Annotated in this window: 13 protein-coding genes, 2 tRNA genes and 1 rRNA gene; 4 read left to right on the plus strand and 12 right to left on the minus strand. The window is 32.7% G+C overall.

The genetic code is table 11. The features are described from left to right. On the minus strand, positions 1 to 666 hold the full coding sequence (locus ACHRVX_RS22575) for an HAD family hydrolase (protein WP_395336547.1): 666 nt from the start codon (positions 664 to 666) through the stop codon (positions 1 to 3). Between the two features lie 171 nt (positions 667 to 837). Further along, complete coding sequence (locus ACHRVX_RS22580; RefSeq protein ID WP_395336551.1) at positions 838 to 1,413, minus strand: TerD family protein; 576 nt, start codon at positions 1,411 to 1,413, stop codon at positions 838 to 840. A gap of 330 nt (positions 1,414 to 1,743) precedes the next feature. Here ACHRVX_RS22580 and ACHRVX_RS22585 point away from each other — a divergent pair, with 330 nt between their 5' ends. After that, entirely contained in the window at positions 1,744 to 2,334 is a 591-nt protein-coding gene (locus ACHRVX_RS22585; RefSeq protein WP_395336554.1) for a riboflavin synthase, read from the plus strand. A 35-nt stretch (positions 2,335 to 2,369) separates the two neighbouring features. On the opposite strand, the gene ACHRVX_RS22590 is transcribed toward ACHRVX_RS22585, so the two are convergent. From ACHRVX_RS22590 to ACHRVX_RS22620, 7 genes are all read right to left on the minus strand, one after another. Further along, positions 2,370 to 2,558: a hypothetical protein gene (locus ACHRVX_RS22590; protein ID WP_395336557.1), complete on the minus strand. Its 189-nt coding sequence runs from the start codon at positions 2,556 to 2,558 to the stop codon at positions 2,370 to 2,372. Positions 2,559 to 2,935: 377 nt separating this feature from the next. Then, complete coding sequence (locus ACHRVX_RS22595; protein WP_395336560.1) at positions 2,936 to 3,838, minus strand: leucine-rich repeat domain-containing protein; 903 nt, start codon at positions 3,836 to 3,838, stop codon at positions 2,936 to 2,938. 54 nt (positions 3,839 to 3,892) lie between these two features. Continuing rightward, the gene (locus tag ACHRVX_RS22600; RefSeq protein WP_395336563.1) at positions 3,893 to 6,070 is read right to left on the minus strand and encodes an alkaline phosphatase PhoX; all 2,178 of its coding nucleotides are present in this window, start codon (positions 6,068 to 6,070) and stop codon (positions 3,893 to 3,895) included. Positions 6,071 to 6,199: 129 nt separating this feature from the next. After that, positions 6,200 to 8,032, minus strand: coding sequence for a cytochrome-c peroxidase (locus ACHRVX_RS22605; protein WP_395336566.1), 1,833 nt, complete (start codon positions 8,030 to 8,032; stop codon positions 6,200 to 6,202). A 769-nt stretch (positions 8,033 to 8,801) separates the two neighbouring features. Beyond that, complete coding sequence (locus ACHRVX_RS22610) at positions 8,802 to 8,963, minus strand: transposase (protein WP_395336569.1); 162 nt, start codon at positions 8,961 to 8,963, stop codon at positions 8,802 to 8,804. Further along, positions 8,960 to 9,202 (minus strand): hypothetical protein, encoded by a 243-nt coding sequence (locus ACHRVX_RS22615; RefSeq protein WP_395336571.1) that lies wholly within the window; start codon positions 9,200 to 9,202, stop codon positions 8,960 to 8,962. Before ACHRVX_RS22615 ends, ACHRVX_RS22610 begins: the two co-directional genes overlap by 4 nt. Before the next feature lie 44 nt (positions 9,203 to 9,246). Then, positions 9,247 to 9,411 (minus strand): hypothetical protein, encoded by a 165-nt coding sequence (locus ACHRVX_RS22620; protein WP_395336574.1) that lies wholly within the window; start codon positions 9,409 to 9,411, stop codon positions 9,247 to 9,249. An 86-nt stretch (positions 9,412 to 9,497) separates the two neighbouring features. On the opposite strand from ACHRVX_RS22620, the gene ACHRVX_RS22625 reads away from it, so the two are divergent. The 3 genes from ACHRVX_RS22625 (at position 9,498) to ACHRVX_RS22635 (ending at position 10,826) form a co-directional block, all read left to right on the plus strand. Beyond that, positions 9,498 to 9,863 carry a transposase gene (locus ACHRVX_RS22625; RefSeq protein ID WP_395336577.1) on the plus strand — a complete coding sequence of 122 codons (366 nt, stop codon included), beginning with the start codon at positions 9,498 to 9,500 and terminating at the stop codon, positions 9,861 to 9,863. Between the two features lie 145 nt (positions 9,864 to 10,008). Then, the gene (locus ACHRVX_RS22630; RefSeq protein ID WP_395336579.1) at positions 10,009 to 10,278 is read left to right on the plus strand and encodes a transposase; all 270 of its coding nucleotides are present in this window, start codon (positions 10,009 to 10,011) and stop codon (positions 10,276 to 10,278) included. Then, positions 10,227 to 10,826 (plus strand): transposase, encoded by a 600-nt coding sequence (locus ACHRVX_RS22635; protein WP_395336581.1) that lies wholly within the window; start codon positions 10,227 to 10,229, stop codon positions 10,824 to 10,826. The genes ACHRVX_RS22630 and ACHRVX_RS22635 overlap by 52 nt, the downstream gene beginning before the upstream one ends. A gap of 126 nt (positions 10,827 to 10,952) precedes the next feature. Here the strand turns inward: ACHRVX_RS22635 and ACHRVX_RS22640 are convergent. From ACHRVX_RS22640 to rrf, 3 genes are all read right to left on the minus strand, one after another. Then, positions 10,953 to 11,038 (minus strand) — tRNA-Leu (locus ACHRVX_RS22640). A 10-nt stretch (positions 11,039 to 11,048) separates the two neighbouring features. After that, a tRNA-Phe gene (locus tag ACHRVX_RS22645) sits at positions 11,049 to 11,121 on the minus strand. A 42-nt stretch (positions 11,122 to 11,163) separates the two neighbouring features. Further along, positions 11,164 to 11,253: ribosomal RNA gene (gene rrf / locus ACHRVX_RS22650) — 5S ribosomal RNA — on the minus strand; the annotation flags it as partial.

Here is an 11,253-nt window from a genome sequence, read left to right on the forward strand (position 1 = left end):
TTATATTTTTAATAGATGCGCATCAAATCCATATTTTAACGCACCGTTATAATCTGCAATACTGTTGTCTCCAATATGCAATATCTCTTTTTTTTCTACCTTTTTAAATGCATTCACTTCATCAAAAACCAATTGAAAAATTTCATTATTGGGTTTTGAAAAACCAACCTCATCAGAGTAAATCTGAAACTTAAAATAATCTGCTAATTCATAATATGCCAATAACTTTCGTAAAGTTCTTCCTTTGATAAAAGCAGTATTACTTAAAATATTAATCGACTTATTTTCCTGTGTTATTTCATGAAACAATTCCTTAATATTTGAAAACATCAAAACTGGTTTGTATTCCATAAATAAACGTTCGGTTTCATCATAAAACTGACTTAATTTATCCGTTCCGTATTTATTAATATCAACTTCGAGCGCGTTTAAAATTAAATAATAAATTTCATACGTATTGATATTTAGTCCCGTTTTTTCATTAATGTTATTACACAAAACGTCGTAATAGCGTATTACTTCACTCACTTTTTCAATTGTAGCATCTATTTCGAAAAAATCCCTAAACATCAAATTTCTCTTTATTTTAAATTCAGGATGCGATTTTATCAAGGTAAGCCATAAATCAAATGAAAGATGACTGTAATCTATGTAATTTATTTTCAAATCTTCTTTTTTATAATAACAGCATTACCTGTTTGCGTTTTTCAAATTTATATTTTCCAATTAAATTTTGTGATTTCTTTTTAAAAATCCAAATCAATCAGATTATCAACATGTTAAATAATGAAACCTATTTTATTTTATAAACAAATAGTCAACCTGCAGACGTAATGCTTATTTAATGATTTGTCCTGAAAAGTATTTTTCAAGAAAGAAACTTAAATCTGCTTTATATCCAATTCCCGAAGCTTCAAATTTCCAATTCCCGTTTCGTTTGTACAATCTTCCAAACTCAACTCCTGTTTCAATTGAAAAATCTTCATCTAATTCATATTTGGCAATTTCCTGTCCGGTTGCGTCATCTACAATTCGGATATAAGAATTTCTTACTTGTCCAAAATTTTGTTTTCTTCTTTCAAAATCCTCGATTGTAACTACAAAAAGGATTTCCTGAACATTGGCATCAATTTTATGCAAATCAACTTTTATCGCTTCATCATCATCTCCGTCGCTATTACCGCCGGTAGGATCATCTCCGGTATGTTCTAAAGCGCCATCTGGAGACGTTAAGTTGTTGTAAAAAATAAAATAATCTTCGCCAAGAAGTTTACGATCAGAGTTGATCATAATAGCAGATGCATCTAAATCAAAATCATTTCCTGTTCCTTCGTTTGGATCCCAACCTAAGCCAACAGTTATTTTTGATAATCCAATATCAATTTTTTGCCCTTTTTGTAAATTTATTGCCATTTTATTATCTCATTTATATTTATAAACATACAATGATACAAAAAAGGGCAGTAAGTAGGAATGAGGGTTCCCGTAAAAGCCGAAATATTTATCAACAAACTACCTAAATATAATATAAAAAAGCTTTTTCGAACCCAACATCCATAATAATAAACAACTTTCAATTATTTTATGCATAACTCGGTATTTTAAAGACCTTCAGCATTTTTTTTCAACTACATAAAATTTCGATTTATTAAATATCTCACAACATCAATTATGGTTTTGCTTTTTTAATCTAACTTTGTGGCAATACCCAAAAAAACTTCATTAAAGTAAATTAAAACGACAATGTTTACAGGAATTATAGAAACCCTTGGAAAGATTCACGAGATCCAAAAAGATCAAAGTAATCTTCATATTACAGTAGATTCTTCTATCACAAATGAATTAAAAATAGACCAGAGCGTTTCACATAACGGAATTTGCCTGACAGTTGTAGCAATAAAAGATTCCTTTTATACTGTTACGGCTATCGATGAAACGATTTTAAAAACCAATATTGGAGACTGGAAAGCCGGTGATGTTGTAAATCTGGAAAGAGGAATGAAACTTGGCGATCGTCTTGACGGACATATCGTGCAAGGGCATGTTGACCAAACCGGAACCTGCATTAAGATTGAAGAAGCAAACGGAAGCTGGAATTATACTTTTGAGTACGATAAAAACCTGAGTAATATTACAATCGAAAAAGGCTCGATTACAGTAAACGGGGTTAGTCTTACGGTTGTAAACTCTAAAACAAATGAGTTTAGCGTTTCAATTATTCCGTACACTTATGAAAACACAAATTTCAAAAACTTTGAGGTTGGAACAAAAATAAATCTGGAATTTGATGTAGTTGGAAAATACATTTCGAGACTTTACTCTATCAATAAGTAAAATTCAAAATTATTTTATAAAAGAAAAGCTTCAATTTATATTGAAGCTTTTCTTTTTAAATTATATTTATAAATAGTATGCATACCAAAAATCAATGCACATACTAACAATAAAACTATATTTTGATTAATATCACTAGTTGGAGGGTTAACAGGAGCATTTACTGCATTTGCCGACATAGGAGCAGGCGGAGGCGTAACCGGTGCAGCAATTATACTTGACAAATTTAACAAAGTCAAAAAACACACAAAAAAAACAGTCTTTATCTTCATAATTTTAACATGCTGCTATACAGCAAGGTAGGTTGATAAATATTATTCATTCTAATATAATTCGCACAAAAACAGGGGCTTACGCTCAATTATTCGACAAATGTATAGGTTTTTTGCCAAAACACAAGATTTAAAGCAAAAAAAGTTCATAAAAATAACCTTTACTTAATCACGTAAGAAATAAACCTGAAAATACAAATTCACATTTCTACTACTTACGTATATTTTTACAATTTAGATTTTACCAGAATAAAAAAAGCTGCCAAAAATGACCGCTTTATTTTGGTTCTACTTTTATTTTACCCTAAAATAGTGATTAATGTTTTAATTTAAAAATAAATATTGGTGTCCGGCATCAGCGCTTTCACCTTATTTATTGTTTCCTTACTCATAGGATTTCCAACTAAAATCAGGGTTTTAAGCTTTTTCATATATTGAATTTCGCTTGGCAGGTCTTTTAATTTATTATTGGCCAGATTTACACTTACAGCATTTTTTAATTTCATAATCTTTGGAGAAATCCGGGATATTGCGTTATCACTCAAATTTAAGTATTCTATGTTTTGAGCTTGAAACAATGTCTCAGGAACTTCTACAATACTGTTTTTTTGCAATTCAAGGTATTTCAGTTTTTTAGGCAGTTTCATTTTACCTAAATCATTAATTTGATTGGCGGAGAGGTTGAGGTATTTTAAACTTTTTATTTTATCCAAACGCTCTGAAACTGTACTGATTTGATTGCTATTAAGGTTTATTTCTTCAAGCGAAGGAATATTTAAAAGAGCTTCAGGAAAAACACTTAAATTATTTGATTCAAAACTGACCACCCGTAAGTTTTGAAGTTTTGCAATATTTGGATTGATAGCTGTCAGACTGTTCAGGCTTATCGAAAATGATTTTAGCTTTTTTAATTTACTTATTTCATCCGGAATAAATCTGATGCTGTTTTCATTAACATTTAAAATTTCAAGTTGTTTTAGAGTAAATATTGCTTTATCCATTTTCTCTAAATGATTTGCCATTAGATTTAGAAAAAAAAGAGAATCCATTTTTACAAGATCAGGAGGAAGATTATATAATCCTTTGTCTCTGAAACTTATACTGTACACCGTTTTTTTACTCAAAAGTGCTGCATCAATATCTGTATAAGTCGGATATTTAACCGGATCAATTTGGGCTTTAGCATTACAAACCGAAAAAACAATGGTAATAAATAAAAGTATTTTTTTCATAAATATAAAAAGCTGCCGACATTTCTATCGGCAGCTAAAAAATAAAATTAGTGCTTATTTTTTTAGAAGTTTTACAGTTTTCTGGAAACCGTCTGCCTCTATATTTAAAATCAACATATTTGAAAATTGAAGTTGCGCTGTCAAATCTAATTCTGTAACAGCATTAGTTTGTGAAAAAGCTTTTTTATAAACAATTTGTCCCAGCATATTGTAAGCGGTAACTTGCAGGTTATTAAGATTGCCTGAAGTAATCTGTACCATACCTGAAGTAGGATTAGGAGAAACTATAATCTCATTTTGATTATGATCAATAACACCCAATGAACCATCTACACCTAAATTTTGCTTTAATGCAATAACGATTGTAGCTGATTTTCCTCTGTAATCAATTGTTTTTCCTGTAGCATCAATATCAGTATCAATACCTGCACCAGGATGCTGAATAGAGAAAAATCCGAATTTATGATCTGGTGTAAAAGTAAGACCTGTAGGCTCAGATCCGGCTGGCATAGAAGCAAAAAGTTTCACTTTTGGATTTGCCTGAGTATGATCCGGTGCTATTACCCAAATATAATTTTTTCCTCCATCCTGAAGAACCCAAAGATTTCCTAACTCATCAAAAGTTAAATTATCATTTCCGTCTCCCCAAGATTCTGTTTTAACTCCATCTGGTGTATATAATGTGTAAACAGTAGATCCGCCACCTACAAAAACTTCTACTTCTGACGCCGTTGTTCCGTTATCTTTCATACGATACACTTTGTCTAACCCTTTTGCAGTAAAATATATTTTACCATCTAATGGACTTATTTCAACATCTTCTATTCCGTTGAATTTTGTTCCACCTAAAGATTCCGCCAAAGAAGTTGTATTGTTTTGATCTGCTTGTGTTTTATTTGGAACCTGAATCCACACTGCTGTTGTAGCCACCGGGTTTCCGTTTGTTAAACCCTGATCCAATTTTAAAACATATAAATTTCCTGACGAAAGGTCATTTGGAGTATCCATGGTGTATTTATATACCATGTGCGTTCCTCCATCTTCACCATAATAAGCTGTTGTTCCGGCATTGTTAATCACAACATTTTCGTGATTCATGATTCCCATTTGCCATAATTTACCTTTGGTTCCATTCGCATTTTTCGAAGAAACCTTAGCCGTTGCAGGATCTATTTCAACTAACCATCCGTAATCCTTGTAGCCATCACCATTGATATCATTACCAGTCACAGATTCTTCTGCAGTAACAATTGTTCCCCAAGGTGTAACGCCTCCGGAACAGTTTCTAATAGTCTGAACCAAACTTGCTGATGAAAAATCTACCGCTCTTGATTTTGTTAATGCCCAAAGTTTTGTTGTTGCATTATAATTAATTTCGGCCATGGTAACACCGCCTGGATTTGTTTCATGGTTTACAGAAAGATATCCGTCAGTACTGCTTGCTACACCGCTTGTTTTTTTAGCTACATAACCCGTAAAGTCATTTTGCCCGCCAACAAATCCTCCTCCTTCTGTATAATTATCTCCTTCTTTAAGGATCATTTGATATTTATGCTGTGTAGGAATAATCAATTTAGAAGTTTGCACTGTAGGCACAATAGAGGTAAAACAGCTAATGTGATTTCCGTCATTACATGATGTATCTGGTGGTACTACTACCGGAGGGATTACTACCGGAGGAGCTGCGTTTTTAAGATAGGCATCTACTCTTAAGTCAGAACTGCTTGCTCCGCGGTTGTGTAGTTCAATCGAAATCCTGTTAACTCCCTCTACAAATTTTGATTTTGGAATAGAGAAAATATTATAAGTACTCTCTGCTGCTCCATCTACTGTAGTACTTGAAAGTGTATTGTAGTCAATAGCGCCCGCCGGCATATTATCCCTAACAACCTCAACACCATTCAGGAAAACAATTATACCATCATCTCTCATTACTCCAAGCTCCATTGTTGCGCTCAAATCTGATAAATTAACGGTAAAATCTTTAGTAAAATAAGCCGTGTTTAAAGGTTTTTTGATGGTAGTTACCACAGGATCACCATATCCTAATGGTCCATTTCCTGATTTCCAGGCCGAAATATCAAAACCAGGATTCTTCCATTGGTCGACCAGCTGAACACCATTGTCATCAAAGCTCCATGACGAACCCTGATCAAAAATGGCAGTCTGAGCCTGAATTGCTGAATTTGTTATTAGTAAAAGAGTTGCAATTGATAGTAATTTTTTTTTCACGGTATAGTATGTTTTGTTGTACACTGCGAAGTTATTTTTCTAAATTGTACTTTATATTATGCCTACTTTAAATAAACACATCAATAAATTAGCAAATCTTAAACTTAATGTTAATGAGTTAATATTAAGTTAGTATTGCGCCTTACTCACATCGGTTAAGGAATTAATAAAAGCAATAATCTGCTTAATTTCTTTTTGATCCAGATTAAGCTTATCGGGAGACAGGGTTTGATTGTTAATTGCAAGTCCCATTCCTTCCGCTCCGCCTTCGTTATAAAAGGCCAAGACCTCGTCTAATGTTGAAAAGGCCCCATTATGAAAATAGGGTTTTGTAAGCGCTGCATTTCTTACCGTCATTGTTTTAAAAGAATTTTCATAAATCCATGAATTCTCTTTTTTTACGTTGCTGTTTATTCTGCCTTTATCCTCGTCTATTTGAACTGGTAAAAATTGCAGTGGTTTGCTGGTTACACCCAAAACTTCGGATTCATTTTCATTATAAAACGGAGGAACTAATCCTGAAAAATTCGGGGCAAAATGACAGGTCGCACAGGCTGCTTTTCCCATAAAAAGATTAAAACCTTTTTTCGCATCTTCAGAAATTTCCTTTTCATTTCTCATAAATTTATCAAAATCACTATTAAAGGAATATAATGAAGCGACATAAGAGCTCAGCGCTTTAGAGAAATTTTGTTTATCAATATCACCATCTTTAAAAGCCTTTTTGAAAGCTTTTTTATATTCCGGCTTTATTTTTAGTTTTTTGATGATGCTTTCGTAACTGGTATTAAATTCCTGTTCATTATAAATTACATGTTCTACCTGTTGTTCCAGATAGTAAGCACGCATATCATAAAAGAATCTTTTGGCAAAAACAGCATTATATAAGGAAGGGGAATTTCTTAAAACTGTTTTGCCTTCTACATTACTTAGTGATTTGGTTTTTAAATCAGTAAAAGCATTTTCAGGCAAATGACAGGAGGCGCAGCTCATTTTTGTAGTATTGCTTAAAGTTTGATCATAGAAAATCTCTTTCCCTAAAGATCGTAATTCGGCATTATCTTCAGATGGTTTTAAGAGTGTATAAAAATAGGGATCCAGAAAATCATCACTGAAAAAATTTTTATTGTTGATATTCCAACCTGAGATTTCTTTTAAATCGTCCGGAGAATTATCCCAATTTCCTAATTCTTCATACAAAGGCTGAAGGTAAGTTTTGTAAAACTCTATCCGGTCAAAAGTTTCAAAATTGGTGTTTTTGGAAAGATATTCTATACTTCCAGCCAATAATTTTATCGCTTTTTGAGTGTCTGCCTTTTTAAAATAATCATCTTTTTTTATGTAATTGTCAATTCCCCTCAAAGCATGAATAGATTCTTCAAAAACATTAAGTGATCCTGGTGTATCAAACCCCGTAACGCCCATGGTGTAGATCCTGATGAGTTCGATACGCAATGGCAGCGTTTTATTTTTTTCTTCAGATAAACCGTTTTTTATCGAACTCAGGTAAAAATCATTATAACTGTTATAAAGGAAATCCGATATTTCGACTATTTTATCTTTTTCGATATTGGCTTCCTCAGAGAATATAAGCTCGTCTAAAACCTGTAATCCTTCAGGAGGTAAAGTATTTGCTGCTGTTCCGGTACTTTCTATATGAAATAGTGGCGCAGCATTAATATGAGTTTTTGAAAATTCAGTGTAATGATATGCAATATAAAATTCTATTTCCTTATATGAATTTCTGGTTTTTTTTAGCGACTTCTGCAAATCTTCTTTTGAAATTTTATTGTCCTGAAACAAATGGGCATCAGATTTTAAAATGGCTAACTGCTCTTTAAAAGTTTTTAATCCTTGATTAATTATAGCATTTGTAGTTATATATTCAGTATCACCAGGATTAAAAGACATTATTGCAAAACCTATAAAAAGCGTAATAACGAGAAACGAAAAAGATTTCATGTTTTTTATCTGCAAAAGTATTGTGTTCAGATTATCCTAATTTTAAATCTGGATTAAATAATCTGCCTTTCTTGGTTAAATAAAAAATTAGCAATATTTAACTCCTTACGTAGTAACAAAAATATTTGGGAGAAATAGGGCATGTCGCTAAGTTAAGCTTTTAGAAAATAAAATTATTGCAAATCAAATCCGTCTTTATCCGTGTTTTTACGAAGTAAATCTGTTTTGTCTGCATCAAAATTAAACGCTGATTTTACTAATTCGCTAATGCAAAACACCGATAAAAACGAATTTTTCTAATTACTTTTTTGTTTAAAATATTAAGTAATTTTATAGATTTCACCGTTGCTTAATGACATTTAACCTAGGGACCGCTCTACCAATATCAACTCCTAATGGAGTCACAAAAATGTCTAAGAAATTACATTTATATGCTGGGTGATTTTTACCAAAAGATTCTGTGTTGATTTCCTAATAAATCTAAATTTTATTTTTTAGGTGCCTTGTTATATTTATCTTTTATTATTAGATTTGCAGTCTTAGTCAGCCATAGAGCTAGACTGTATAGCGTGTTTATGCATTTTTATGCTGGCACGCTATTTTTTTTTTTGATTCAAAATCTTCATCATATACTGCTAATTTTCTCTGTACAGCTAAACATCCTTTCATTTTAATGCCATTTTTTTCTACTATTCTAGTGTATTGATCGCGAAAATTCTCATCCCATTTTATAGTGCTTAAAGCTGGAAGATACAAGGCAGCTTCCTAACTATCTATTACCTCTTTTGAATATTGACGGCTTACCTTTTACCGAGCTTCCCGAGAGTTTCTCCTTTACATCCAATCCTGCATAAGTTGTGAGCTGTCTTTTACTGCGTATAACCTCAATCCGTTTGTCTCGCTGATAAATATTGATGGAATCAAAATTCATACACCCGGAATTGTACAGATATTAATAATATCTTTAGCAAGTTCTTTGTTCTCTTTTATACTGCCTTCGATCTCGTTTTTAATTTCTTTTTCAAGGGTGTTTAAAAAAACTATCCTTCTCTTTGAATGTTCAATACTTGAAAAATCTGGCATTGCTTCTGCCTCTTCGGCATGCAGTTGGTTCTTTATCCTTGTTCTCTCCTCTTTAATTTGACGACGTTCAAGTGTGAGCTGTTTCAATGTTTTGTAAATCTCTTTTGGCTTTTCCAGTTATCGGGTTTTCTTTACAGTCCAAATCTGTCAATTGCCTCAGAACACATTTTATCTGTACTTGTTTTGACATCAAGGGTTCGTATGTAATTGCTGATTTTGTTGGTAGTACAATACTCAGGTCTTCCTTTTTTTATCAAGGTAATATGCAAATTTTGGTAAACTCCTGTAGCTTCCATTACATATCGAACTTTTGTCGGATCAATCCATATTGTCGTGGAAAAATATTAAAATCTAGATATTTGTATTTTCAAATTATACCCTAATGCAAGATTCTTTTATCGATATCCTTAAACCATTGTTACCTGAGATAATAATAGACTATTTTCAACTTACTACTTATAAAAAAGAAGGCGAAACACTTCATTTGTACATAAAAGAGATCTATTCAATTCCAAAAGAATATCGAGGATACAAATTAACGTCAAACGAATTCTTTGAAGAAATAACGGTTCAGGATTTTCCTATTCGAGGACATCACGTGTATTTACATATAACCCGAGGAAGATGGGTTAACTCATACACTTGTAAAGTGGTATTTAAGGATTGGAATTTAGTAGCAGACGGAACTCGTGTCACACAGGAGTTTGCGTCTTTTTTAAAAGAGATCAATAGATTCCAAACCAAATGATTGTAGGGCTATTGCTTCTTTCTATGGAGTTTCTGGTAGAAATCTGCAGTCTCAATATAAAGATTTCCTGAGTGATTTTAAAGCCTGGGATCAAAAATCGCATGCTAAAAAATGGCTTCTTTTTCCAAAGAACATCGCCAAACGCTTGTCAATAGATGAAACTTGCCTTTCCAATGGTGAACTCTATACTATTTTAACCAATAAATCAGCTAAAGGAAGAAAAGGAACAATTTTGGCTATGGTTGCCGGAACTAAAGCAGAAACAGTAATTTCAGTTATTGAAAAAATACTTGTCAGAGAAAGAAATCTAGTACGGAAAATCACTTTGAATATGGCTGGAAATATGGGATTGATTGCCCGAAAATGTTTCCCAATGCAATTCGTGTCACTGATCGTTTTCATATTCAAAAGCTAGCTGTAGAAGCATTACAGGAAATTAGAATCAAATATCGTTGCGAAGCCATAGATCAGGAAAATGAACCTATGGAAAAGTCTAAGAAGTCAAATGTGAATTTTGAATCCAAAATACTTCCCAATGGGATACACTTAAACAGTTACTTGCCAAAAGTCGTTATTTCTTATATAATAACAACTCTAAATGGACTCCAAAACCAAATAAAACGGACTATTCTATTATTTGAATTATATCCTGATATTCAAAAAGCATACAATCTAACTCAAGAGCTTCGAGGTATCTTTGAGAATACAAGAGATAAAATTATTGATTTTGCTAAACTAGCCAAATGGCATGAAAAAATAAATCAATCTGGCTTTAAGTCTTTCAATACAATCTCTCGAACAATTATGAATCATTATCAAAGGATCTTAAATTATTTTGATAACAGAAGTACAAATGCATCGGCAGAATCTTTTAATGCAAAAATAAAAGCTTTTAGATCGCAATTCAGAGGTGTAAGGAATGTAGAATTTTTCCTTTTTAGACTAACTAATATTTATACTTAAATTTTATCGCTCCACAGGTTTTCGTGTTGATCCAACTTTTGCACCTGATCCGTTAAACTTAATCAAATAAATATTAATTTTTAGACAAAAAAAACTTCAATTAGCATAGCCAATTGAAGTTTTTAGTACTCAGAGCGGGACTTGAACCCGCACGAACATTGCTGTTCACTGGATTTTAAGTCCAGCGTGTCTACCAATTTCACCATCCGAGCATTAATTATGTGGTACCTCCAGGGATCGAACCAGGGACACATGGATTTTCAGTCCATTGCTCTACCATCTGAGCTAAGGTACCGATATAAAACACCCCATCCAATTTGGATAGGGTGTTTCAAAAGAAAGGCGACGACATACTCTCCCACATAACTGCAGTACCATCTGCGCAGGCGGGCTTAACTACTCTGTTCGGGATGGGAAGAGGTGAGCC

The sequence above is a fragment of the Flavobacterium sp. FlaQc-47 genome, from assembly GCF_044006475.1.
Classification (GTDB): domain Bacteria; phylum Bacteroidota; class Bacteroidia; order Flavobacteriales; family Flavobacteriaceae; genus Flavobacterium.

Excerpts from the sequence above, each read along its gene's own strand:
- ACHRVX_RS22580 (WP_395336551.1), bottom strand. The coding sequence starts at position 1,413 with ATGGCAATAAATTTACAAAAAGGGCAAAAAATTGATATTGGATTATCA.
- ACHRVX_RS22585 (WP_395336554.1), top strand. The coding sequence starts at position 1,744 with ATGTTTACAGGAATTATAGAAACCCTTGGAAAGATTCACGAGATCCAA.
- ACHRVX_RS22595 (WP_395336560.1), bottom strand. The coding sequence starts at position 3,838 with ATGAAAAAAATACTTTTATTTATTACCATTGTTTTTTCGGTTTGTAAT.
- ACHRVX_RS22605 (WP_395336566.1), bottom strand. The coding sequence starts at position 8,032 with ATGAAATCTTTTTCGTTTCTCGTTATTACGCTTTTTATAGGTTTTGCA.
- ACHRVX_RS22610 (WP_395336569.1), bottom strand. The coding sequence starts at position 8,963 with ATGAATTTTGATTCCATCAATATTTATCAGCGAGACAAACGGATTGAG.
- ACHRVX_RS22620 (WP_395336574.1), bottom strand. The coding sequence starts at position 9,411 with ATGGAAGCTACAGGAGTTTACCAAAATTTGCATATTACCTTGATAAAA.
- ACHRVX_RS22625 (WP_395336577.1), top strand. The coding sequence starts at position 9,498 with ATGCAAGATTCTTTTATCGATATCCTTAAACCATTGTTACCTGAGATA.
- ACHRVX_RS22635 (WP_395336581.1), top strand. The coding sequence starts at position 10,227 with ATGTTTCCCAATGCAATTCGTGTCACTGATCGTTTTCATATTCAAAAG.